General features: G+C 67.5%; 19 protein-coding genes. 8 read left to right on the top strand and 11 right to left on the bottom strand.

Going from position 1 to position 24,231, the window contains the following annotated elements; genetic code table 11:
• Window positions 1-171 precede the first annotated feature (171 nt).
• The 8 genes from tsf to MRBLST15_RS06525 all read right to left on the bottom strand — a co-directional run bounded on the left by tsf (window position 172) and on the right by MRBLST15_RS06525 (window position 7,898).
• Window positions 172-1,050, bottom strand: a complete 879-nt coding sequence (gene tsf, locus MRBLST15_RS06560) for a translation elongation factor Ts (protein ID WP_312705015.1) — start codon at window positions 1,048-1,050, stop codon at window positions 172-174.
• A gap of 125 nt (window positions 1,051-1,175) precedes the next feature.
• Window positions 1,176-1,979, bottom strand: a complete 804-nt coding sequence (gene rpsB / locus MRBLST15_RS06555; RefSeq protein WP_265955650.1) for a 30S ribosomal protein S2 — start codon at window positions 1,977-1,979, stop codon at window positions 1,176-1,178.
• A 219-nt stretch (window positions 1,980-2,198) separates the two neighbouring features.
• Complete coding sequence (locus MRBLST15_RS06550; RefSeq protein ID WP_312705016.1) at window positions 2,199-2,897, bottom strand: fimbrial biogenesis chaperone; 699 nt, start codon at window positions 2,895-2,897, stop codon at window positions 2,199-2,201.
• Complete coding sequence (locus MRBLST15_RS06545; RefSeq protein WP_367785502.1) at window positions 2,897-3,124, bottom strand: hypothetical protein; 228 nt, start codon at window positions 3,122-3,124, stop codon at window positions 2,897-2,899. The genes MRBLST15_RS06550 and MRBLST15_RS06545 overlap by 1 nt, the downstream gene beginning before the upstream one ends.
• A 101-nt stretch (window positions 3,125-3,225) precedes the next feature.
• Entirely contained in the window at window positions 3,226-4,263 is a 1,038-nt protein-coding gene (locus MRBLST15_RS06540; protein WP_367785537.1) for a Csu type fimbrial protein, read from the bottom strand.
• Window positions 4,264-4,265: 2 nt separating this feature from the next.
• Complete coding sequence (locus MRBLST15_RS06535) at window positions 4,266-6,608, bottom strand: fimbria/pilus outer membrane usher protein (RefSeq protein ID WP_367785501.1); 2,343 nt, start codon at window positions 6,606-6,608, stop codon at window positions 4,266-4,268.
• A gap of 7 nt (window positions 6,609-6,615) precedes the next feature.
• The gene (locus tag MRBLST15_RS06530; RefSeq protein WP_367785500.1) at window positions 6,616-7,371 is read right to left on the bottom strand and encodes a fimbrial biogenesis chaperone; all 756 of its coding nucleotides are present in this window, start codon (window positions 7,369-7,371) and stop codon (window positions 6,616-6,618) included.
• The gene (locus MRBLST15_RS06525) at window positions 7,371-7,898 is read right to left on the bottom strand and encodes a Csu type fimbrial protein (RefSeq protein WP_312705019.1); all 528 of its coding nucleotides are present in this window, start codon (window positions 7,896-7,898) and stop codon (window positions 7,371-7,373) included. The genes MRBLST15_RS06530 and MRBLST15_RS06525 overlap by 1 nt, the downstream gene beginning before the upstream one ends.
• 173 nt (window positions 7,899-8,071) lie before the next feature.
• Here MRBLST15_RS06525 and map point away from each other — a divergent pair, with 173 nt between their 5' ends.
• From map to dapE, 5 genes are read left to right on the top strand one after another with little or no spacing between them, the layout of a single operon-like run.
• Window positions 8,072-8,914 carry a type I methionyl aminopeptidase gene (gene map / locus MRBLST15_RS06520; protein WP_100464301.1) on the top strand — a complete coding sequence of 281 codons (843 nt, stop codon included), beginning with the start codon at window positions 8,072-8,074 and terminating at the stop codon, window positions 8,912-8,914.
• A 2-nt stretch (window positions 8,915-8,916) separates the two neighbouring features.
• Window positions 8,917-11,544: a [protein-PII] uridylyltransferase gene (locus MRBLST15_RS06515; RefSeq protein ID WP_265956010.1), complete on the top strand. Its 2,628-nt coding sequence runs from the start codon at window positions 8,917-8,919 to the stop codon at window positions 11,542-11,544.
• The gene (dapD, locus tag MRBLST15_RS06510; RefSeq protein WP_367785499.1) at window positions 11,544-12,590 is read left to right on the top strand and encodes a 2,3,4,5-tetrahydropyridine-2,6-dicarboxylate N-succinyltransferase; all 1,047 of its coding nucleotides are present in this window, start codon (window positions 11,544-11,546) and stop codon (window positions 12,588-12,590) included. The genes MRBLST15_RS06515 and dapD overlap by 1 nt, the downstream gene beginning before the upstream one ends.
• 13 nt (window positions 12,591-12,603) lie before the next feature.
• Entirely contained in the window at window positions 12,604-12,969 is a 366-nt protein-coding gene (locus MRBLST15_RS06505) for an arsenate reductase (RefSeq protein ID WP_265955871.1), read from the top strand.
• Window positions 12,966-14,093 carry a succinyl-diaminopimelate desuccinylase gene (dapE, locus tag MRBLST15_RS06500; RefSeq protein ID WP_312705021.1) on the top strand — a complete coding sequence of 376 codons (1,128 nt, stop codon included), beginning with the start codon at window positions 12,966-12,968 and terminating at the stop codon, window positions 14,091-14,093. The genes MRBLST15_RS06505 and dapE overlap by 4 nt, the downstream gene beginning before the upstream one ends.
• 46 nt (window positions 14,094-14,139) lie before the next feature.
• On the opposite strand, the gene MRBLST15_RS06495 is transcribed toward dapE, so the two are convergent.
• The gene (locus MRBLST15_RS06495) at window positions 14,140-15,033 is read right to left on the bottom strand and encodes a tetratricopeptide repeat protein (protein WP_367785498.1); all 894 of its coding nucleotides are present in this window, start codon (window positions 15,031-15,033) and stop codon (window positions 14,140-14,142) included.
• A gap of 358 nt (window positions 15,034-15,391) precedes the next feature.
• Here MRBLST15_RS06495 and asnB point away from each other — a divergent pair, with 358 nt between their 5' ends.
• Together asnB and MRBLST15_RS06485 are read left to right on the top strand one after the other, a co-directional pair.
• Window positions 15,392-17,083 (top strand): asparagine synthase B, encoded by a 1,692-nt coding sequence (gene asnB, locus MRBLST15_RS06490; protein WP_367785497.1) that lies wholly within the window; start codon window positions 15,392-15,394, stop codon window positions 17,081-17,083.
• 106 nt (window positions 17,084-17,189) lie between these two features.
• Window positions 17,190-18,578, top strand: a complete 1,389-nt coding sequence (locus MRBLST15_RS06485) for a cation:proton antiporter (protein WP_367785496.1) — start codon at window positions 17,190-17,192, stop codon at window positions 18,576-18,578.
• Window positions 18,579-18,689: 111 nt separating this feature from the next.
• Here MRBLST15_RS06485 and MRBLST15_RS06480 read toward each other — a convergent pair whose 3' ends face one another.
• Window positions 18,690-21,029, bottom strand: coding sequence for a penicillin acylase family protein (locus MRBLST15_RS06480; RefSeq protein WP_367785495.1), 2,340 nt, complete (start codon window positions 21,027-21,029; stop codon window positions 18,690-18,692).
• 125 nt (window positions 21,030-21,154) lie between these two features.
• Here MRBLST15_RS06480 and bfr point away from each other — a divergent pair, with 125 nt between their 5' ends.
• On the top strand, window positions 21,155-21,643 hold the full coding sequence (bfr, locus tag MRBLST15_RS06475; protein ID WP_025877631.1) for a bacterioferritin: 489 nt from the start codon (window positions 21,155-21,157) through the stop codon (window positions 21,641-21,643).
• Window positions 21,644-21,957: 314 nt separating this feature from the next.
• Here the strand turns inward: bfr and parC are convergent, their stop codons facing one another.
• Window positions 21,958-24,201, bottom strand: a complete 2,244-nt coding sequence (parC, locus tag MRBLST15_RS06470) for a DNA topoisomerase IV subunit A (RefSeq protein WP_180164185.1) — start codon at window positions 24,199-24,201, stop codon at window positions 21,958-21,960.
• Window positions 24,202-24,231: the final 30 nt, after the last annotated feature.

Raw genomic sequence — 24,231 nt, 5'->3', positions numbered from 1 at the left:
AAAGTCCCGTGGTTCCGGTGTGCGCACCAATCGTGCGCACCCACAGCCCACATGCAGCGCACCAACGGTGCGCAGCCGCAGAAAAGGCGCCCACCGCAGGAGCAGGCACAAAAAAAGAGCCGCGGTTTTCCCGCGGCTCCTTCTGGTTTCATTACAGCCGGGAGGCTGGAATCAGACCTGCATCGCCTTGGCAACTTCGGCGGCGTAGTCTTCCACCACCTTCTCGATGCCTTCGCCAACGACCAGCAGCTGGAAGCCAGCCACGTCGGCGCCGGCAGCCTTGACCACCTGCTCGACGGTCTTGTCGCCGTCCAGCACGTAGCTCTGGCCGTACAGGGTCACTTCGCTGACGATCTTGTTGATCTTGCCGCTGATGATCTTTTCCAGGATGTCGGCCGGCTTGGACTTGTCCTTCTCGGACATCTTGGCCAGTTCGATTTCCTTTTCCTTTTCCACGAACTCGGCCGGCACATCGGCTGCCTTGTTGTGCGGCGGCTTCAGCGCAGCCACGTGCATGGCCAGGCCGCGAGCCAGTTCGGCGTCGCCGCCGATCAGGTCGACCAGCACGCCGACCTTGCCGTTGGTGTGGACGTAGGAGCCCACGTTGCCGGTGGTGTCCAGCTTGACCAGGCGGCGGATCTGGATGTTCTCACCCAGGGTCTGCACGGCGGTCGCGCGGGTTTCTTCGACGGTCTGGCCGGTCGGCAGGGTGGCGGACTTCAGGGCTTCCACGTCGGCGGCGCCCGATGCCAGGGCAGCGGCAGCGACGGAATCGACGAAGTTCTTGAAGTTGACGTCGTTGGCGACGAAGTCGGTTTCCGAGTTGATCTCGACCAGCACGGCCTTGCCACCGTTCTGGGCCAGGCCCAGGCGGCCTTCGGCGGCCACGCGGTCAGCCTTCTTGTCGGCCTTGGCAGCGCCGGACTTGCGCAGCGCTTCAGCAGCGGCGTCGATGTTGCCGCCGGCCTCGGTGAGCGCCTTCTTGCATTCCATCATGCCGGCGCCGGTGCGCTCGCGCAGTTCCTTGACCAGGGAAGCAGTGATTTCCACGGGATTACCTCACGAAAGAAAGGGGTTGGGCCGGCATGGTGGCCGGCCCGTGTGACAGCTTCCTGTCGTCGCGCCATCGGCAGCGGACAGGAAAGGTGGGCGCGTGGCGCCCACCACGGCCTGGATCAGGCCTGGGCTTCGCCCTTGTCGGCAGCGGCCTTCTTGGCCGGAGCGCGGCGAGCCGGCTTGCCTTCTTCGGCAGCAGCGTCGGCGAACTCTTCTTCACGGACGGTGGCAGCGTGCGGTGCAGCAGCCTTGCCTTCCAGCACGGCGTCAGCAGCGGCGCGTGCGTACAGCTGCACGGCACGGATGGCGTCGTCATTGCCCGGGATCGCGTAATCCACCAGCTCCGGGTTGTAGTTGGTATCGACGACAGCGATCACCGGGATGCCGAGCTTCTTGGCTTCCTTGATGGCGATGTCTTCGTGGCCGATATCGATGACGAAGATCGCGTCCGGCAGACGGTTCATGTCCTTGATGCCGCCCAGCGAGGCTTCCAGCTTGTCGCGCTCGCGACGCAGGCCCAGCACTTCGTGCTTGACCAGCTTCTCGAAGCTGCCGTCGGTTTCGCCGGCTTCCAGTTCCTTCAGGCGGGCAACCGACTGCTTGACGGTACGGAAGTTGGTCAGGGTGCCGCCCAGCCAGCGCTGGTTCATGAACGGCATGCCGCAACGCTCGGCTTCTTCGCGGATGGACTCACGCGCGCTGCGCTTGGTGCCCAGGAACAGGATGGTGCCGCGCTTCTGGGCAACCGACGAGATGAAGTTCATCGCGTCGTTGAACAGCGGGACGGTCTTTTCCAGGTTGATGATGTGGATCTTGCCGCGGGCGCCGAAGATGTACGGAGCCATTTTCGGGTTCCAGTAGCGGGTCTGGTGGCCGAAGTGGACGCCGGCTTCCAGCATCTGACGCATGGTGACCTGGGGCATTGCAATACTCCTGATGGGGAACCGGCGAATCCGCCCGCGGGATAGGTATGCGGGACGCGTGGACGCGCTGATGGTTCCGGGGTTGGGCTTCCCTGTTGCCTCCGTGGCCGAACTCCTTGCGGAGCACCCCGGCACGGATGGGGGCAGCAGGTGTGGATTCACCGGTGACGTCCGGTGTGGACGGTGTCCCGCGCACGGGGCGGCAGGACATCCGGGGGATTATAGCCCGCTTGGCTGGCTCGCTGCAATTGTGGCAGTCGACGCGGCCAGGACCACCTCTGCGCCGTCCTGCAGGCGTGCGCGGAACCGGCCGCCTGCATAGCCATCGGCGCGCGGTGGCAGCTGCCACTGGCGCTGGCGCGACGCCAGTACGTAGCCAGCCAGGCCGGGCAGCAGCAGGCTGCGGTGGCCGTCCGCCGCCTCATAGGCAAGGTCGCTCAGCCGCGCGTGCGCCCTGCCGCCATTCAATAGTCGCAGCATCAACTGCGACCCGTTGGCTACCACTTCTGCCTGCAGGCAGGGCGGAGCCGGGTCGGCCGGTTCGCCACGGAACAGGGGGAGCGAATAGCGCGGCATTGTCGGTTCCGCGGGTGCAAGGATGATACGGAACGCCTGTTCGGCGGCCACGGGCATGGAGGATGCCGGCAGCAACCAGACGCGCTGGCGCGCGCCGGCGGGCAGGTCCAGCAGGGTCGGGCTGGCCAGCACCTGCGCGCTGCGTTGCAGGTGTTCGGCGCCCGGTTGCTGGTCCCACGCCCAGATCTGCACCTGACCGCGCCAGTGGCCAGGGCCGGGATTGTGCAGCCACAGCTCGGACCGCCCCTGTGCGGCCGGCAGGCGCAGCGTGGTCGGCATCAGATCCAGCGCCTGCAGGGGCATGGGCAGCAGTGCCAGCAACAGGGGCAGCAGCCGGTGCATCAGTAGTAGGTGGTGGGCGGTTCGGATGTCGCACGCCCTTGCTCGTCCTGCGCTGGCGGGGCCAGCTCACGGACTTGTGGCGGCAGGTATGGGGCGTCGCTGTGCTGCCGCGGCACCGGGCAACGCGGTCCGCCTTCCGTACCGGCGCAGCCTTCAACCACGGTCAGGCGGATCTGCAGCGGCGCGGGTGCCGGATCGGCCCACGCTGTCGTGCTGGCGATGGACATCGCTGTGATCAGTACTGCGCGAACCACCTGCCATCCACCCTGTTGTCGATCTGATGCGCGGTATCGGCCGACATGGGCGATTCTGTAGTGCGGGGCGTCCTTCAGTAGGTGATCGTCACCTGTACCAGGTCGTTGTAGGTGCCGGCCGGCGGTTGGCCACTCACCGGCGGTACCCGGCCGTAGATGGTCAACGGTTGCGCGCTGCCGGTGCCGACGCCGCTGAAGGTGTCCACGTTGAGCGTATTGCCCCAGCGCTGGCTGCGCGCAGCATCCCGGTACAGCTCATAGGCCAGGTAGTAGTTGTTGCTGCCGATGGTGGTGCGCATGCGCCGGGTGCTGCTCAGGGCAGGGTTGTTCTGGCCGTTGTCGAGGCTGACCTGGAACGCGGTGCGCTTGAGGCAGGTCAGGGTGAGGGTCGCGGTCTGGTCGATATTGGCGGGAATGCCTCCGGTGACGTTGCCGAAATTCATGGTGGTGGTGAGGTAGCTGCCGCATTGCGGCAGCACGGTGGCAGTGGCATTGAAGCTGAAGGCACTGCTGGCGGTGTTGGTGCCGGTAGCACCGCCATTGCAGGTGGCCGGTACGGTGGCGTTCCCCAGCAGCACCTCGTTCCAGGCCCAGGTCAGCACCACGTTGGCGCCGCTGAAGGTGCTGCTGTAACTGCCCGATGCCAGCACCTGGTTGGCCGGGATCTGCGCGAACAACTGCACGCTCTGCGCGCCGCTGCCGCCGGTCAGCAGGGGCACGTTGTAGGTCATGGTCAGCTCCTGCGCCGGCGGTACGCCGCGCGGGGTCAGGCCGGTCACCTGGCTGTAGTTGGAAGTGTTGTAGAGCTGGAAGTTGAGTGTGTCGCCGCTGCCGTTGACCATCGTTCGCCACGGCGTGGTGGTGCTGCCGCCAGTGCCGCTGCCGATGCCCACGCAGACGCGCACGCCGGTGGTGGCGAGCAGGCTCAGTGCGGCGGTGGTGCAGGTCACGGTGATGTTCAGGGTGCCCGAGGTCGGGCCGGCGGCGCCGCTGTTGACGTTGCCGAACGGCAGCAGGACGTCTGCGGTTGCCGTGCATACGGCAGCGGCGCGGGCCGGCGTGCTGGGTAGCAGGCATGCAAGCAGCAGCAGGCCAAGCAGCAGCAGGCGCAGGCTCATGGCGCCACCTCCGGCACGCATTGCAGCGGGGCCGGGCGCGGCCGTGCTCCCGTAGCGACCACCTGTGGCGACGCCGGTACCCGCGCACGGCACTGCCCCCTGCTGGTGGTGATGTACAGCACGGTGCCAGCGGCCACGTCTTCCAGATACAGCAGTCCGTCGTAACCGACCGAGGCCTGGCGGCCATCCGCCAGCTGCACCTCGCTGCCCGCTTCCAGCGGCTGCCCCGCCATGTCCTGCACGGTGAGGGTCAGCGAAGGCCGTGAGCGCAGGTTGAAGGTCAGCCCGGTGCCGGCACGCTGGCGTGGTGTTACCCAGTCCTCGATGCGATCAGCGCGCATGTCCGCCGGCAGGTCCAGGGTATCGATGGAGACGCGGTTGCGCTGCCAGGACAGCAGCGGGCTGATCAGCAGCAGGCCACGATCGTCGGTGACACCGATCAGGCGGTTCTCAAGCCGCACCGGTACACCGCCCACGCCATTGGTGCTGACCACAGCGAACGCATCGGCGACTTCGCGGGCGGCGAAGGTGTGCCCGGCCATCCACACCAGGCTGCCGCTGGCGCTGCCATAGGCGTAGTTGAGGCCGGACTGGCGCGAGGCACCCAAGGCATAGCGGCCGACATCGTTGAGGATGCCGACTTCGGCCAGGCCGCCGCTGCCGCCGTCGCCATGGCGGACCTGTGCGCGCCAACCGATACCGCCGGCACTGCCGTCGCCCGGTACCGGCTGGGTGACATCGGCGACCCAGCTCTGGCTGTCGCCGTTGCGCTGGCTGGACAGGCTGGCCTGGCGGTTGTTGCCCAGGCTTGCGGTCAGCGACAGGTAGACACTGCGGTCATCGCTGTTGTCCAGGTTCTGGTTGACCGACAGGTAGGCCGACCAGCGCTGGCTCCAGCTGCGTGACCAGAACAGGCTGGCATAGCGGTTGTCCTCGCCATCGGGATAGCGCAGGCGCAGGTAGCTGGCGCTCAGGGTGCCCAGGCGCAGCAGGTCCAGGCCGACCGTGGCCTGCTCGCTGATGCTCGGCGGCAGGTTGGCCTGCAGCGCGCCCAGGTCGCGGTAGTCGCCGTGGCTGCGCACACTGCGCAGATTGACGTTGAAACGACGGTTGTTCCAGCTGTATCCCAGCGCCCACTGGCCGCCTTGCAGGCCTTGGTAGCGGCTGTGGGCATAGGCGGCATTGAACACGCCCGCACCGCCCAGCAGCCACCAGCCGCCCGCGCCGGCCTGTGCCAGGCCGCCGCCGCCTTCGGCGTGTGCTTCGCCGGTGAACGTGTCGCTGACGCCGCCGCGCCAGCTGGCGCTTGCCACGGTACGGTCGTCGTAGGCGAAGGAGCGCTCGCCGAACTGCTCGCGGAGCTGGCCGACGCCGAGCGACCAGTCCGACAGGCCCTTGGCCAGCAGCTGCTGGGTGCCGTAGAAGCTGAAATCCAGGGTCTGCATGCGGCCGAAGGCGTCGGTGACCACGACCTGCGCGCTGCCGTTGCCGCTGATGCCCGGTTGCGCGGCCAGCTGGAATGGTCCGACCGGCACCTGGCCGCTGTACTGGCGCAGGCCATCGACATACAGCTCGACCGTGGATGGCACCACCGCCTGGCCGAGGAAGGCCGGCGTCGGGGTAAGCACACGGTACGGCTGCAATCCGTAATTGCGGCCGATCTGCAGGCCGCCCAGGCGTACCGGGCGGCTCCAGTCGACGAAGCCGCTGTAGAAGTCGCCCACCTCCAGAGTCAGCGCCCTGTCCGGGAAATCCAGGGTCCAGCGCGTGTCCAGGCGTACGCTGTCGCTGCGCCAGTGGCGGTCTCCGGTCTGGTAGCGACGGCTGACCGCGGTGTTCTCGAAGGTGCCGGCACCCACGCCGAACACCCGCAGTTCAGAGCTCAGGGTCAGATTGCCGAGGCGGTCGACGCGGCTGCCATACAGGTCGTAATTGAGCAGGACGCCGGGCGAGGCGCTGCTGCGCGGCGCGCGCGCCTGCGGGCGGCTGAGCACGGTCGTGGGGAGGGTCAACTGGTCCAGTGGCACGTCCAGCGCGAGGGTTTGCAGGTGGGCGTCATAACGCACCACCGCGCCGCTGATCTGGTCCAGATACACGGGAGCATCGCCACTGGCATTGAAACCGAGCTGGCGCAGGATCTCGGGGCTGGCCTGCAGGCGGCCGCGATTGTCGGTGAAGGGCAGCAGGCCGCGTGGCGTGCTGTTAAGGGTCACGTCCAGGTACAGCGTCTGGTTGGCCGTGAGTGGGGTCGGTGGCGGCAGCAGGGCATCGGCGGAGACCCCGGAGACATCGGCTGCATGGGCCGCCGGGGACAGGGCCGCACCGAGCGCTGCGCTCATCAGCGCCTCAGCGAGCCGGTGGTGGCGGCAGCGACGTCTGTTCCGACTCGCCATTGAGCTTGGCCGTGATCTGGTCGTTGTCGCGGTCGATCGCCGTGCGCTCCAGCGGCCAGCGCATGACCTGGCCGGGCAGCACGTAGCCCAGCAGGCCGGGATGGACGATGCGCGGCCGTTCCGGGCTGCCCAGGGCAAGGTCGGCGATCTGCGCGTAGCTGTCGCCCGTGTTGCCTATTTCCACGCCATTGCGGCCGTCCTCCAGCCGCACCAGGCGGGCATGCAGCCGCGGTGCGAGCCGGCTGCCGGCGCCGGGTTGCACGAACACCGGGATGGAATAGCGCAGTACGAACTGCATGCCTTCGGTGCGCGTGGCCAGATCGGGCACCTCATCGACGATCAGCCGGTAGTACTGCTGCGCAGCCGGTGCGTCGGCAACGGCGCGCATGACCCGCACCAGCTGCTGCTGGCCCGCTGCCAGTTCCTGCATTGGTGGCGTAGCCAGCAGATCTTCGGTGGGCAGCAGCTGTTCCTTCCCGTCCTGCTGTATCCAACGGAACACCCGCACCTGCAGCTTCACCGGCGAGGTGCCGCTGTTGGTCAGCCACAGTTCGCCAGCGCGCTGGCGCGCCTCCAGCTGCAGGCTGGTGGGGGCGACCTGCAGGCTGGTCGCCGAGACCTCGTTGACCCCAAGCAGGCTGAAGAAGACGAGCAGCGCCACGCCGGTGGCGCGCCACGGGCGGGATCCGGCCATGCAGGCGTGCTCCATCAATAGGTGATCGTGGCGGTAACGGTATCCAGGTAGTTGCCGGTAGCAGCGTTGGCCGTGCTCAGGTTGAGGATCTGGCCGTAGACGATGTAGGGCACCGCCAGCCCGGTGCCGATGCCGGCCTGGGTGTTGGTGCCGGTGGTGGCGCCCCAGACCAGGGTATGTGCGGCATCCTGGTAGAGCTGGTAGCCCACGTAGTTGTTCGCGGTCACTGCGGCGTTGGTGTTCTTCATCCGCCGCGTGGTGACGTCATTGGCCGTGCCGGCATTGGCACCTGCATTCAGCGAGATGGTGTACGGGGTCAGCGCCGAACACTGCGCGGTCACGGTGCCCTGGCCCAGGGTGGGGGTGGCGGTGGTGGAGGCGGCGGTACCGAAGTCGACGTTGGTGGCCGCAGCGGCAGTGATGGTGCAGGCCTTGGTGACCACCAGGGTGACGTTGAACGTGGTGGTGTCGGCGGCGGCCGCCGGGCCGGCCAGCAGCAGGGCCAGGGCCCAGGCCAAAGGGGAACGAGCTGCGGATCGCATGGACAACCTCCCTGACCCGAAGGTCCGTTGAACAGGGCGAAAACGGCACGTTCGGCGCCGTTTTGACGACAGTGGGGCCAGCGTAGGCACCGCAAGTGTCTGTATTGCGTGAGAATCAGGGATTCGAAAGGGTGTGGGTCATCACGCTTTCACATTCCTTGCCGGATCCGTGCATGGCCCGGATCGCCAGTTGGGTGGCGTTCGTTCAGATTGCGGCTGGATCGGCGATAATGGGTGCCATGAGCGTGAATATCAAAACCCCGCAGGAAATCGAGATGATGCGCATCGCCGGCCGCCTGGCCAGCGAAGTGCTCGACATCGTCACCCCCCACGTCAAGCCCGGTGTCACGACCGAGGAACTGGACCGCATCTGCCACGACCACATCGTGAACGTGCAGGGCGCCATTCCGGCCAACGTCGGCTACCGCGGCTTCCCCAAGACCGTCTGCACCTCGGTCAACAATGTCATCTGCCACGGCATTCCCAGCGAAGGGAAGGTCCTCAAGGATGGCGACATCATCAATATCGACGTCACCGTCATCAAGGACGGCTGGCATGGCGACACCAGCCGCATGTATTTCGTCGGCACCCCGTCGGTGATGGCCAAGCGCCTGGTCGACGCCACCTACGAAGCCATGTGGCGCGGCATCCGCGCGGTGCGTCCGGGCGCAACCCTGGGCGATGTCGGCCATGCGATCCAGAGCTATGCCGAAGGCGAGCGTTTCAGCGTGGTGCGCGAGTATTGCGGCCACGGCATCGGCAAGGTCTACCACGATGAACCGCAGGTGGTGCATTACGGTCGCCCGGGCCAGGGCCTGGTGCTGCAGCCGGGCATGACCTTCACCATCGAGCCGATGATCAACGAGGGCACCCGCTACAACAAGGTGCTGCCCGATGGCTGGACCGTGGTGACCAAGGACCGCAAGCTGTCGGCGCAGTGGGAGCACATGATCGCGGTCACCGAGACCGGCGTGGACGTGCTGACCCTGTCGCCGGGCGAGTCGCAGGTCTCCTGAGGATGCTGCCGGCGAGTTCGCTGCTGGACACGCCGGCCGCGTCGCTCAACGACCCGGACTGGGCTGCTGCCGCGCGCGATGCGCTGCAGCAGGCCGATACGCGCCTGTACCGCCGCTTCGACCAGGGCGACAACATCGAGCGCCTGCTGGCGTTGCGCGCGCGCGCGGCCGATCACCTGATCCGCCATGCATGGCAGCGCTGCCTGCCGGCCGACAGTGGCCTGTCGCTGTTCGCCGTGGGTGGCTATGGGCGTGGTGAGCTGTTTCCGCGCTCGGACATCGACCTGCTGGTGTTCGGTGATCCGCAGGCGCAGCTGGCCCACGAGGAGGCGCTCGCGCGCCTGTTCGCGCTGCTGTGGGATTGCGGCCTGGCGGTCAGCCATGCGGTGCGTTCGGCCGCTCAATGCAGCGAGGCCGCGGCCGACCAGACCGTGCTGACGGCGTTGATCGAAGCGCGCCCGCTGATGGCCGATGAGGCAGCACGGCGCGCGCTGCGTGCGGCGGTGGATGACCGCGAACTGTGGCCACCGCGTGCGTTTTTCCTGGCCAAGCTCGAGGAACTTCGCAACCGTCACCAGCGCTTCGGTGACACTGCCGACAACCTGGAGCCGGACCTGAAGGATGGCCCCGGTGGCCTGCGCGATCTCAACACGCTGGGCTGGATGGCGCTGCGTGCGTTTGGTGTGCGCGATCTGGAAGCGTTGGTCGGCCTGGGCCACCTGGGCGCAGACGAGGCCGCTGCGCTGAAGCGCGAACGCGCGGTGCTGGCACGACTTCGCTTCGGCCTGCATCTGGTGGCGCGACGCCCGGAAGAGCGCCTTCGCTTCGATTACCAGAAAACCCTGGCCGCGCGCCTGGGCTTTGAAGACGACGCCGAAAGCCTGGGCGTCGAGAAGATGATGCAGGGCTTCTACCGCGCCGCTTCAGTGGTGCGGCGGATCAGCGATCGCCTGCTGCAGCGGTTCGAGGAACAGTTCGATGGCGAGGCACAGCCCGAGCCGCTGACCGTGGGGTTCGCCCTGCGCCGTGGCTATCTGGCGGCCAACGATGCCGACTGGCCGAACGCGGACATCGGCCAGGTCTTCGCGCTGTTCGCCAGCTGGGCGAACAATCCGCAGATCCGTGGCCTGCATTCTTTGACCGCGCGCGCGCTGGCCGAATCGCTGCCGCTGCTGCCTGCCTATGACCAGGCGGACCCGGACGCGCGCGAACAGTTCATGGCCCTGCTGCGTGGCCAGCGCCCGGTCGATACGCTATCGCGCATGGCGCGGCTGGGCGTGCTGGGGCAGTGGATTCCCGCGTTCGCCCAGGTCAGCGGGCGCATGCAGTTCGACCTGTTCCATGTCTACACCGTCGATCAGCACACGCTGATGGTCCTGCGCAACATGGGGCTGTTCGCCAGCAGTCGCGCCGACGAACGTTTCTCGATCGCCCACGAAGTCTGGCCGCGCCTGCGCAAGCCTGAACTGCTGCTGCTGGCCGGCCTGTTCCACGACATCGCCAAGGGCCGTGGCGGCGATCATTCCGAACTGGGCGCGGTCGATGCACGGGCGTTCTGCCACGCGCAGGGGCTGAGTGGTTCGGATACCGAACTGGTTGCCTGGCTGGTCGAACAGCACCTGCGGATGTCGGTGACCGCGCAGAAGCAGGACATCGCCGATGCGGACGTGATCCATCGTTTCGCGACCCTGGTCGGCAGCCGCGACCGCCTGGATTACCTCTACCTGCTGACCTGCGCCGACATCGCCGGCACCAGCCCGAAGCTGTGGAACGCGTGGAAGGACCGGCTGCTGGCCGATCTGTACTTCGCGACCCGGCGCGCGCTGCGCGAAGGCCTGGAGCATCCGGTGCCGGCTGCCGAGCGCGTGGCCGAAGCACGCGACAGTGTGCGTGGGCTGGTGCGCGAGCAGGGCTACGACGATGCCACCATCGACCGCCAGTTCGCGGTGATGCCCGACGAAGGCTTCATCCGCCTGCGCCCGGAACAGCTGGCCTGGCAGGCCGCTGCGCTGGTGCCGATCAAGCAGGGCCAGACGCTGGTGAAGGTTCGCCGGATCAGCGTCGACGACCCGGCATTGGAAGTGTTCGTGCACTCGCCGGACCGTGATGGCCTGTTCGCCGCGATCGTGATGACGTTGGACCGCAAGGGCTACGGTATCCACCGCGCCCGCGTGCTGGATGGTCCGGCCAACACGATTTTCGATAACTTTGAAGTGAGCCCGGCCGATACGTTTGCCGATGGCAGCAGCGCTAACCTGGAGGCTGCCCTGCGCGAGGCGCTCAGTGGCGACCTGACGCGGCTGCGCCCCTCGCGCCGGGTGGTGCCACGCCAGCTGCGCCACTTCCGTTTCGCCCCGCGCATCGAGTTCCGCGATGAACCCGGCGCAACCCGTTTCGCCCTGGTGGCACCCGACCGCCCCGGCCTGCTGGCCGACGTGGCGTTCGTGCTGCGCAACCAGGGACTGCGCGTGCAGGACGCGCGCATTGCCACATTCGGCGAACGCGCCGAAGACACCTTCGTGATCAGTGACGAACACGACCTCCCCCTGACTGAATCCGCCCGGCAGCAGCTGCATGACGCAATGCTGGCCTGCCTGGACCCCGATCGAAACGCCGGAGACCCCGCCTGATGGCCACCAAGCCTGCAAAGAAGACTGCCGCGACCGCCAAGAGCGCAGCAGCCAGAAAGACCACTGCCGCTGAGCCGGTTGCGAAGAAGACTGCCGCGCCGAAGAAGGCTGCGGTGAAGAAGGCCCCGGCGAAGAAGGCCCCGGCCAAGACCGCCGAAGCCGCGCGCGCCGAGAACATTGCACGCAAGTCGCTGCGCAAGCCGGCCGGCCCGGGCGTGGAAGAACTGAAGTTCGGCATCGAAAGCGCCTTCGAGCGCCGCGCCACGCTGACCCTGCACGAACTGGAAGGCTCGACCCGGCCGCTGGTCAACCGCGTGATCGACGGCCTGGAAAGCGGCGAATTCCGCGTCGCCGAGCCGGACGGCCATGGTGGCTGGAAGGTCAACGAATGGCTGAAGAAGGCGGTGCTGCTGTATTTCCGCGTCAACGACATGGCCGTGGTCGATGCACGCCCGGCACCGTTCTGGGACAAGGTCGAATCGCGCTTTGCCGGCTATGACGAGGCGAAGTTCCGCCGTGGCGGCGTGCGCGTTGTGCCGGGTGCGATCGCCCGTCGCGGCACGTATTTCGGCAAGGACGTGGTGCTGATGCCGAGCTTCACCAACATCGGTGCGTACGTCGGCGAAGGCACCATGGTCGATACCTGGGCCACCGTCGGTTCCTGCGCGCAGATCGGCCAGCATTGCCACCTGTCCGGTGGTGCCGGCATCGGCGGCGTGCTCGAGCCGCTGCAGGCCAGCCCGACCATCATCGAAGACCATTGCTTCATCGGTGCGCGTTCGGAAGTGGTGGAAGGCGTGGTCGTCGGCCATCACAGCGTGATCGGCATGGGCGTGTTCCTCAGCCAGAGCACCCGCATCTACAACCGCGCCACCGGCGAAATCAGTTACGGCTACATCCCGCCGTACAGCGTGGTGGTGTCCGGCTCGCTGCCGAGCAAGGACGGTACCCACTCGCTGTACTGCGCGGTGATCGTCAAGCAGGTCGATGCGCGCACCCGCAGCAAGACCAGCGTCAACGACCTGCTGCGCGGCCTGGCCGACTGACGGAGCCGCACGCATGAGCACCACCGTCTACGGTCTGAAGAACTGCGATACCTGCAAGAAGGCGAGCAAGTGGCTGGACCGCTTCGGCGTGCCGTACACCTTCGTCGACTACCGCGACCACAAACCCAGCCCGGAAACGCTGCTGGAATGGGCCGCCCAGCTGGGTGGCCTGGCGGCGATGGTCAACCGGTCCTCCACCACCTGGCGGCAGCTGCCGGACAACCGCAAGGCCGCCGATTCGGAGGCGGAGTGGAAGCTGCTGCTGCGCGAGTACCCGCAGCTGATCAAGCGTCCGCTGGTGGTGACCGCCGACGGCAAGGTCAGCCAGGGTTTCAGCGATAACGGCTTCAAGGCGCGCTTCGGCGTGGGCGGCGCGTGAGCCCCGTCCTCGACCTGGCCTGCGATCTGATTGCACGGCCGTCGGTTACCCCGGACGATGCCGGTTGCCAGGCGCTGATCGGTGAACGGCTGCAGGCAGCCGGTTTCACCTGTGAGCACCTGCGGCTGGGCGAGGTCGACAACCTGTGGGCCACCCACGGCAGCGGCGCACCAGTGCTGGTCCTGCTGGGCCACACAGACGTGGTGCCGCCGGGCCCGCGGGAGGCATGGCAGAGCGATCCGTTCGCACCGCAGATCCGCGATGGCGTGCTGTACGGTCGCGGCACCGCGGACATGAAGGGCAGCGTGGCCGCGTTCGTGATCGCTGCCGAACAGTTCGTCGCGGCCCATCCGCAGCACACCGGCACGCTGGCGGTGCTGTTGACCAGTGACGAAGAAGGCGATGCCATCGACGGCGTGCGCCATGTCGCGCGGCTGTTCGCCGAGCGCGGCCAGCGCATCGACTGGTGCATCACCGGCGAGCCGTCGTCCACCGCCACGCTGGGTGACCTGCTGCGCGTGGGACGACGTGGCAGCCTGTCGGCCAAGCTGCGCGTGCAGGGCGTGCAGGGCCACGTGGCCTATCCGGACAAGGCGCGCAATCCGATCCATCTTGCCGCGCCGATGCTGGCCGAACTGAGCGCACGGCGCTGGGACGAGGGCTATGAGAGCTTCCCATCGACCAGCCTGCAGATCTCCAACATCCATGCCGGTACCGGCGCCAACAACGTGATTCCCGGTGAGCTGGAGGTGGATTTCAACATCCGCTACAACCCGCATTGGGATGCAGCGAAGCTGGAAGCGGAGATCACCGCGCTGCTGGACCGTCATGGCCTGCAGTACACGCTGAAGTGGCACCGCAGCGGCGAGCCGTTCTACACCCCGGAAGGGACATTGCGCGCAGCGGCGCGCGCGGTGCTGGCCGAGCACACCGGACGCGCGCCGGAAGAGAGCACCGGGGGTGGCACCTCCGATGCGCGCTTCATCGCACCGCTGGGTGCGCAATGCATCGAAGTCGGCCCGGTCAACGCCAGCATCCACCAGGTGGATGAGAACGTGCGCGTGGACGAGCTGGAAGCGCTGCCGGGGCTGTACCAGCGACTGGTTGAACGCCTGCTGGTGTAGCACCCGTTTGCCGGGTTTCCGTGGATGCGCCGGGCATGGCCCGGCGCTACTCCGAGAACTGGAAGAACGGCGGTTTGATCGCTTCGCGCCAATACGACTCGTCGGCCATGTAGAAGTCCTGCGCGTGGGCCTTGGCGAACCACGCCGCCGCCGCATCCACGTTCTTCTGCAGGCCATCGCCGCCGCGGCCGAGTGCCAGCCCGGCCAGGTACTGGCCATACACGTTGCCCTGTGCAGCGGCACGCTCATACCAGCGCAGCGCTTCGGTTTTGTCCTGCACCACGCCGATGCCGGCCTCGTACAGCGTGCCCAGGTCCACCTGCGCTTCGGCATCGCCGCGCGCGGCGCGGCGCTGGATGCGCGCGATCACCGGGTTCGGTGAGGCATCAGCACTGAGCGGAGTGCCGGGTTTCGCGGACCCACTGGTGGCATCGCGCAACGGCTGCAGCTTGTACAGGTGGCGCAGGTAGACCGCGCGGCGCAGGCGCCAACGCAGTGCGCCCTCCATGTCGCCACGTCGCTCATACCACGTCTCCAGGTCGCTCATCGCATACGGCGAGCCGTGATAGGCGGCTCTGTGGTACCAGCGGTAGGCCTTGCGCGCGGAGGGTTTGAGCACCACCGCGTCGGGCTTCTGCGGGGTATCAGCACTGTCCAGCCGGCCGCGTTCCAGGATCGTGCCCAGCTGTTCCTCGGCGCTTGTGGTGCGGTGCGTGCGCGGCGTGGTGGCAGCGGCGCGCGCGTACCAGTCCAGCGCACGCACGTCGTTGCGGTACTGGTACAGCTTGGCCACGCGCAACGCCGAATCGAACTGACCATCGGCAGCTGCCGCCAAGGCGTCGCGTTCGCTGTCATCGACCGGGCGGGTGGACGTGGTCGCGCAGCCGGCCAGGGCGATCAGGGCCAGGAGGGGCAGCAGGCGACGGCAGGAAGGGTTCATCCATGAGTTCCGGAAAGCGGGCAGGGGATTATCCGGGTCGCAACCGGCGTGGCCGCTGAATCGGTTGCCATCGCAACTGTTGCGCCGCACCGGAAACCCGGTTACGGTCGGATCCATGTCGCTCCGCCTGGCCACCGCCGTCAACAACACCAACCGCAATAATCTGCGTGCGAATAATCGCGCGCGGCCGATGCGGGACTGCGCCCTGGGTAGATAGACAGCAACATACGCCCGGACACCAGAAAACCCGCATCGGCCGATGCGGGTTTTTTTGTGCCCGGGCGCAGGCCTACCCGGGCCTGGATGGCCGGTCGAACACCTTCCCCCCGTGTACTTCCCCACAACAGGAGCTCCACCCATGTGTTCGATCTTCGGTATTTTCGGCCTGCAGGCCGGTGACGATCTTCCTTCCCTGCGCCGCCATGCGCTGGAGCTGTCGCAGCGCCAGCGCCATCGCGGCCCGGACTGGAGCGGCGTGTACCTGGACGACGGCGCGCTGCTGGTCCACGAGCGCCTGGCCATCGTCGATCCGGCCGGCGGCTCGCAGCCGCTGCTGTCCGCAGACGGGCAGCTGGCGCTGGCGGTCAACGGCGAGATCTACAACCACCAGCAGCTCAAGGCCGGCCTCGTCGAAGCCTATGCCTTCCAGACCGGCTCGGACTGCGAGGTGATCAACGCGCTGTACCGCCAGGGTGGATCGCCGGCGCAGTGGCTGGAACAGCTGAACGGCATCTTCGCCTTCGCCCTGCGGGACCGTGCAGCCGGCCGTGTGCTGGTGGCGCGCGATCCGGTCGGCGTGGTGCCGCTGTACTGGGGCCACGATGCGCAGGGGCGGCTGCGGGTCGCTTCTGAAATGAAGGCGCTGGTCGACACCTGCGCCGACGTTGCCCAGTTCCCGCCGGGCCATTACTACGACAGTGCCAGCGGCGAACTGGTGCGCTACTACCAGCAGCCGTGGCGCGAGTACGACGACGTGCAGGGCCGCCAGGCCGATCTCGCCGAGCTGCGCCAGGCCTTTGAACATGCGGTCGAACGCCAGCTGATGAGTGACGTGCCGTATGGCGTGCTGCTGTCGGGCGGGCTGGATTCGTCGCTGGTGGCCGCCGTGGCAGCACGTTATGCGCGCCGTCGCATTGAAGATGGCGGCCAGAGCGAAGCCTGGTGGCCGCGCCTGCATTCGTTCGCCATCGGCCTGAAGGGTTCGCCGGATCTGGCCGCTGCTGCGGTGGCCGCCGAAGCGCTGGGCACCGTGCACCACGGCTTCGAATACACCTTCGAAGAAGGCCTGGACGTGCTGCCGGAGGTGATCCGCCACATCGAAACCTACGACGTCACCACCATCCGCGCGTCCACGCCGATGTTCCTGCTGGCGCGCCGGATCAAGGCGATGGGCGTGAAAATGGTGCTGTCCGGTGAGGGCAGCGACGAGATCTTCGGCGGCTATCTGTACTTCCACAAGGCACCGGATGCGCGCGAGTTCCACCAGGAACTGGTGCGCAAGCTCGATGCCCTGCACAACTACGATTGCCTGCGCGCCAACAAGTCGATGATGGCCTGGGGCGTGGAGCCGCGCGTGCCGTTCCTGGACCGCGAGTTCCTCGACGTGGCGATGCGTTTCGATGCCGCGCACAAGATGGTCGGCGCCGGTTTAGGTGGTCGCCGCATCGAGAAGGCAGTGCTGCGCGAGGCCTTCCAGGGCTACCTGCCGGACAGCATCCTGTGGCGGCAGAAGGAGCAGTTCAGCGATGGCGTCGGCTACGGTTGGATCGACGGTCTGAAGGCGCACGCCGAAGCGCAGGTCAGCGACCGCGTGCTGGCCGCGGCCGACAAGCGTTTCCCGCACAACCCGCCGCAGACCAAGGAGGCGTACTACTACCGCCACCTGTTCGAGCAGTTCTTCCCCAGCCACGCGGCGGCTGAAACCGTGCCGGGTGGCAAGTCGATCGCCTGTTCCTCGCCGGCAGCCATTGCCTGGGATGCCAGCTTCGCCGCCGCCGCTGATCCGTCGGGCCGCGCCATCGCCGGCGTGCACGAGCAGGCGTTGGCCTGACCGGCAGTGCCCGGTCGCCTGACAAGGGTAGCGCCGGGCCATGCCCGGCGAGCGCACAGCGCCGGAGCAGGCAAGGACGTATCATCGGCGCCCTGCACATTGGGGAATGTTCATGGACGTACAGACCGGAGGTCCCGTGCGGCCGACGAAGTGGGCGTGGCGGTACCTGGTATGGGCTGGCGTGCCGTTGCTGGTCGGCCTGCTGCTGGCCCGCTATGCCGGGCCCGGGCTGCCGACGGTGGCCAGCAAGGCCGAGGCCGTGGTCGGCAGCGATTGGGCGCATCACCTGGCCTCGCCGCTGGGCCTGTTCCTGCTGCAGCTGCTGGTGCTGTTGCTGGTCGCCAAAGGCGCGGGCGGACTATTGAAGCGTTTCGGACAGCCGGCGGTGATCGGCGAGATGGCCGCTGGCCTGATGATGGGGCCGCTGTTGCTGGGCAGTCTGCTGCCACAGGTGCACGGCGCGCTGTTCCCGGCAGCTTCGTTGGGGCCGCTGGGCATGCTCAGCCAGCTGGGCGTGCTGATGTTCCTGCTGGTGGCCGGCGCCGAGCTGGATCTGGGCGCGCTGCGTGGGCGTCGCCGATTCGCCTTCACTGTCAGCCACGCCGGCATCGCGGTGCCGTTCGTGCTCGGCGTGGTCCTGGCGATCTGGCTGTATCCGCAGCACGGTCCGCAGGGCGTGGGTTTCACCGCGTTCGCGCTGTTCGTCGGCATCTCGATGAGCATCACCGCTTTCCCGGTGCTGCTGCGCATCCTCGCTGATCGCGGTATCACCCATACATCGCTGGGGCAGACCGCCATCGCCTGCGCTGCGCTGGGCGATGCGACCGCGTGGTGCCTGCTGGCGCTGATCGTGGCGGCTGCGCAGGCCACTGGCTGGTTGCCGGCCAGCCTCAACCTGCTGTGCGTGGTGGCGTTCATCGCGCTGATGCTGGGGCTGGTGAAGCCATGGTTTGCCCGCCAGACCATCGCGCCGGGTCGCGAAGGGCGCTGGCTGCTGGGCATCCTGCTGCTGTCGCTGGCCAGTGCGCTGGTTACCGAAGTGCTCGGCATCCACGCGCTGTTCGGCGCATTCGCTGCGGGTGTGGCGGTGTCGTCCAACGCGCAGCTGCGGCAGCTGCTGGTGACCAAGGTCGAACCGTTCGCGGTGACCCTGCTGCTGCCGCTGTTCTTCGCCATGACCGGCCTGCGCATGCGTGCTGATGCGCTGCACAGCAGCGACATCCTGTTGTGCGTGGTGGTGATCGCCGTGGCCACGGTGGGCAAGCTGCTGGGCACCTGGAGCGCGGCGCGCAGTACCGGCATGGCCTCGCGCGAAGCGTGGCGACTGGGGGCGCTGATGAATACCCGCGGGTTGATGGAACTGATCGTGCTCAACCTGGGCTACGAACTGGGCCTGCTCGGCGACCGCCTGTTCGCGGTGCTGGTGATCATGGCGCTGGTGACCACCGCGATGACCGGGCCGCTGTTGAACCTGATCGAGCGCCGCAGGGCCTGACCCTGTCGCGCGGGCGGGCATTTTGTAGAGCCGGGCCCATGCTCGGCTCCGCACCAGAAGCAGCCGAGCATGGGCTCGGCACTACAGCGTGCAGCGCAGTGGGGGCCGCCGTCAGTGCACCGGTACCAGCGTCATCGTGTGCTGCGCCTTGCCGGGCAGGAACGGGGTGGGGCGACCATGCACCCAATCCTCGTGTCCCGCGCCCCAGTAAGGCGACAGCGGATGGCCGCTCTGCCCACCCGGCATGTGCACGATGCCGTCGGCTTCGTGGCCGGGCGAGACCACCATCCGCTGCGAGGCACCGAAGGACGGCGTCTGTACACGCGGCATGTCACGGTCGCCGGGCAGCGGATCGGCCGGCATGCACAACCAGCGACTGGCGAAGGCGGGCAGGGCGCGCGCGACCGGATGGCAGATCGCTGCGGTATTGCGCTCGCCCCAGCTGCGGTGTGCCAGCGGACCCTGCGTGGACAGCTCCGCTTCGGTGCGACGTGCAGCATCGGCCAGCAGCGCATCCCAGCTGGTGTACGCGGGCGGCAGCAGGTTGGCGGGCCGCTGTTCCAGCATCGGCCAGGCTACGCCTTCCAGCTGCGCCAGGCGCGGTGCCAGGAAATCCTCGCCCAGCTGCGCCCGGGCCGGTGCCAGCAGCGCATCGGTCAGCGTGTCGAGCACCTGTGTACGGAACTCGCGCACCGCCCGGTAGCTGGTCGAATGGATCGCGGCGCGTCCTTCCCAATGCGCGCTCGCAGCACCCAATCGCTTCAGTGCCGGATCGTCGCTGTGCTCGATCACCTCCTGCAGCAGCACCCACCAGCGCTGCAGGAACACCGCGCGCTCGTCCAGCTGGATTGCCAGGAGGTCGTGCTCGTCGAAGCGTTCCTGTGTGGCCAGCAGATCGCGGATCTGCCGACCGCGTGCGCCGAGGTCGTAGCCGCCGTTGCCGACGGTGGCCAAGGTCGCCTCGTCCACCACGCGGCTGTTGGCGGTCCACAGCCGATGGCTGGGCGGATCGATCAGGCTCGGCGCGGCGTCGCTGCGGATCGGCCAGGGCGCGCAGCCCTGGTTGCCCTGATTTTCATTGAAACCCAGTGGCGCGCAGCCCGGGCCACGGTCAGGCCGCGCGCCGATCAGTCGCCACGCTATGCGCCCGCTGCGGTCGCCGACCACCAGGTTCTGCGCGGGAATTCCGGCGTGGTCGGCAATCTGCAGGGCCTGGTGCAGATCGGCGGCGCGTGCCATGTCGGCGAAGTCCATGCGCACCGCACCCGGCAACTGCGCGACCCAGCGCAGAGCGTCGCCGCTGCCATCGGCGTGGGTGTGCAGGATCGGCCCCCACGCGGTTTCGCGCACCGGGAATTGCACGTCGGTGCCGCCGGCCACGACGATCCGCTCCTCATGCACGGTCACCGTGGCGCCGGCGGGCTCGCTGCGGAAGTCGGCGGTGTCGATGTAGCTGTTGGTGAAGCCCCAGGCCACATGGCCGTTGCTGCCGACGATCACCGCGGGCACGCCCGGCAGCGAGAAGCCGCTGACGTCGACCTGGCCACCTGCGGCCTGCGGATCGGGGTAGCGCAGGCGCACACGGAACCACAGGCTGGGCGCGCGCAGGCCCAGGTGCATGTCGTCGGCGACGATCGCACGGCCATCGGCGGTCAGCGCACCGGCAACGGCGAAATTGTTGCTGCCGACTGCGTCGGCATCTTCGGCATCTTCGGCAGCTGCGCCGGTCGAGGCCTTCAGCGTGCGCAGGTCCAGCTGGCTGGCGTCGGGCAGGGCGGCGTTGCCGCGCGGAGTGCCGGCCAGCGGCGCGTCCCATTCGCTGCCGTCATGCGCCAGCAGGGCGTACAGGGCAGGCGGCACCACCGCGCGGATGCGCTGCAGAGCCAGTTCGGACTGGTTGCCGGGGTCCTGCAGGTCGGCGTACATGGCCAAGCCTGCCAGCACGCTGTCGCTGGCCTGCCACGGTTGCGGTGCCTGCCGCAGCAGCAGGTAGGCCCACGGCCGCACCGCCAGGCTGCCCAGACCCTGGTTGACCCCGTCCACATAGGCGCGCACGGCCGCAGGGTCGCTGCCCAGCGCATCCTGCAGATGGGCCTCGGTGCGCGCGCGCAGGCGGTGTACGCGCATGCGCTTGTCGGCTTCGATCGCCTTTGCCCCGAACAGCGCGGACAGTTCACCTGCGGCACTGCGCCGCATCAGGTCCATTTCAAAATAACGTTCCTGCGCGTGAATACGGCCGAGCGCCCGCAGCGCATCGGCCTTGTTGCCAGCGGTGATGGTGACCACCCCCAGCGCATCGCGCTCCACGGTGACCTTGCCGGCCAGCCCGGGCAAAGGGCGCTCGCCGTCCAGCTCGGCCAGGCTGCCGCGCAGCAGCAACCACAGGACCAGTACCGCGAGCAGCACGATCACGACCAGCGCACCCAGAATCCACCGCCATGTACGACGCATTGCAGGTCCTTCCCGAGCATGTCGACCGATTGTAGCCGCAGGCGCAACTGCGACTGATTCCGATTAGATCACCGTATTTGCAGATGGGGCACCATGGGCGCCATCGATTCACAGGAGCTCCCCCCATGAAAGGCAACCCGGACGTCATCGCCTGCCTGAAGGAACTGCTGCGCGGCGAACTCGCCGCCCGCGACCAGTACTTCATCCACTCCCGCCGCTACGAGGACCAGGGCCTGTTCGCGCTGTACGAACGCCTGAACCACGAGATGGAAGAAGAGACCCAGCATGCCGACGCGCTGCTGCGCCGGATCCTGTTCCTGGGCGGCGACCCGGACATGCGCCCGCATGCGACCGAGCCGGGCAAGACCGTGGAGGAGATGCTGCGCAAGGACCTGGATACCGAATACGCCGTTCGCAACAACCTCGCCGCCGGCATGAAGCTGTGCGAGGAGAAGGGTGACTACGTGAGCCGTGACATGCTGCTGGCGCAGTTGAAGGACACCGAGGAAGACCACGCCTGGTGGCTGGAGCAGCAGCTGGGCCTGATCAAGCGCATCGGCCTGGAGCTGTACCAGCTGAGCAAGATCGACGGCAGCGGCGCCCCGGCGCACTGACCGACGCCGCTTTCGGTAGAGCCGAGCCATGCTCGGCTGCTTTCCGCAGAAGCACAACGTCCTGTCGCCCGCCAGCACCGGAGCACCGCCAGCCAGCCCTCGCCAGCCAGCTGCTCCACCGCCCGCCAGCCGACAAACAAGGAAGCCGGGGAATGCCCCGGCTTTTTTGTGTCTGACGTCCGGGGTCGGATCCGTTTTCGAAGAAAACGGCTCTGACCCCATCGGGTGAGGCGTGCCAACCAAGGTTGGCATCTACCAGAGGCGTTGCATGGGGTCGGAGCCCTTTCCGCTGGAAAGGGATCCGACCCCGCGCGTCATTCGACCGACAACCCTTCCACCTTCTGCCAGCCGCGCGGCAGCAGGTGGCCACGGGTGGCGCGGGCGCCCAGATAGGCCTCGAGCTCGTTGAACTTCAGGCCCATCGTGCGCTGGCCGCTGCGTACCTGCAGGGTCTGCCCCGGGCTGATCGCCACGATTGCCACCACGCGCTCGGTGGCGAGCTTGGCCTTGGGGATCTCGATGATCTTGTTGCCCTTGCCCTTGTCCAGTTCCGGCAGGTCGTTGGCGGCGATCGCCAGCAGGTTGCCCGAACTGGTCACCGCGACGATGCGGTCGGTGGCGACGTTGGCCACCACCGACGGCGTAAGCACCGACGAGCCCGCCGACAGGTTCAGCATCGCCTTGCCGGCCTTGTTGCGGCCGATCAGGTTCTCGAAGCGGGTGACGAAACCATAACCGTGGGTCGAGGCCAGCACGAAGCGGGTATCCGGTTCGGCGCTGGCCAGGGTCACGAAGCTGGTGCCGGCGGCCGGCGAGAAGCGGCCGGTCAGCGGTTCACCGTTGCCGCGCGCCGAGGGCAGGGTATGCACGGGCGTGGAGTAGGCGCGGCCTTCGCTGTCGAGGAACGCGACCTGCTGGGTGCTGCGTGCACGCACCGCGCCCTGCAGGGCATCGCCATCGCGATAGGACAGGGTCGAGGCATCGATGTCGTGGCCCTTTGCGGCACGGATCCAGCCCTTCTCGGACATCACCACCGTCATCGGTTCGCTCGGCACCAGCTCGGTCTCGTCGATGGCCTGCGCCGCCTGGCGCTGCACCAGCGGCGAACGGCGCTCGTCACCGAACTTCTTGGCATCGGCCTGCAGCTCGTCGCGGATCAGCTTCTTCAGCTTGGCCTTGCTGTCGAGGATGCTCAGGATCTTGTCGCGTTCCTTGGCCAGCTCGTCCTGCTCGCCGCGGATCTTCATCTCTTCCAGGCGGGCCAGCTGCTTCAGCTTGGTTTCCAGGATGTACTCGGCCTGGTCCTCGGACAGGCCGAAGCGCGCGATCAGCGCCGCCTTCGGTTCGTCCTCGGTACGGATGATGTGGATCACCTCGTCCAGGTTGAGGAACGCCACCAGCAGGCCTTCCAACAGGTGCAGGCGACGCTCCACCTTCTGCAGGCGGTGCTGCAGGCGGCGGGTGACGGTGCTGCTGCGGAACGCCAGCCATTCGCTGAGCAGCGTCTTCAGGTTCTTCACCTGCGGACGGCCGTCCAGCCCGATCACGTTGAGGTTGACGCGGTAGCTGCGCTCCATGTCCGTGGTCGCGAACAGGTGGCCCATCAGCTGCTCGGCGTCGACGCGGTTCGAGCGCGGCACCAGCACCACGCGCACCGGGTTGGCGTGGTCGGACTCATCGCGGATGTCTTCCAGCCACGGCAGCTTCTTGGCACGCATCTGCGCGGCGATCTGCTCGATCACCTTCGACGGCGACACCTGGAACGGCAACGCGGTGACCACCACGTTGTGCGCTTCCTTGATGTAGGTCGCACGCGCACGCACGCTGCCGTTGCCGGTCTCGTACATGTTCCGCAGGTCGTTGGCCGGGGTGATGATCTCGGCGTTGGACGGGTAGTCGGGGCCCTTCACGTGCTCGCACAGGTCGCGCACGCTGGCGTCCGGATCGTCCAACAGATGCAGCAACGCACTGACGATCTCGTTGAGGTTGTGCGGCGGCACATCGGTGGCCATGCCCACGGCGATGCCGGTGGTGCCGTTCAGCAGCAGATGCGGCAGGCGTGCCGGCATCCAGGTCGGTTCCTGCAGGGTGCCGTCGAAGTTCGGCGCCCAGTCGGTGGTGCCCTGGCCCAGTTCGCCCAGCAGCACTTCGGCGATCGGTGTCAGCTTGGATTCGGTGTAACGCATCGCCGCGAACGACTTCGGGTCGTCGCTGGAACCGAAGTTGCCCTGGCCTTCGATCAGCGGATAGCGGTACGAGAATGGCTGCGCCATCAGCACCAGCGCTTCGTAGCACGCGCTGTCGCCATGCGGGTGGTACTTACCGATGACGTCACCGACGGTACGCGCGGACTTCTTCGGCTTGGACGCGGCATTCAGGCCCAGCTCGCTCATCGCATAGATGATGCGGCGCTGCACCGGCTTCAGGCCGTCGCCGAGGAACGGCAGGGCGCGATCCAGGACCACGTACATCGAGTAGTCGAGGTAGGCGCGTTCGGCGTACTCGCGCAGCGGCAGTTGTTCGAAACCGTGGAACACGGGGCGGGCAAGATCGGTCATGCGGCGTTGTTACCTATGTCGGGAGGCGGT

It is taken from the genome of Stenotrophomonas sp. LST15-1-1.1, assembly GCF_040815575.1.
In the GTDB taxonomy this organism is placed as follows: Bacteria; Pseudomonadota; Gammaproteobacteria; order Xanthomonadales; family Xanthomonadaceae; genus Stenotrophomonas; species Stenotrophomonas lactitubi_B.
Note: the sequence above shows the minus strand (reverse complement) of the source record. Positions and strands in the feature narration are given on the sequence as shown.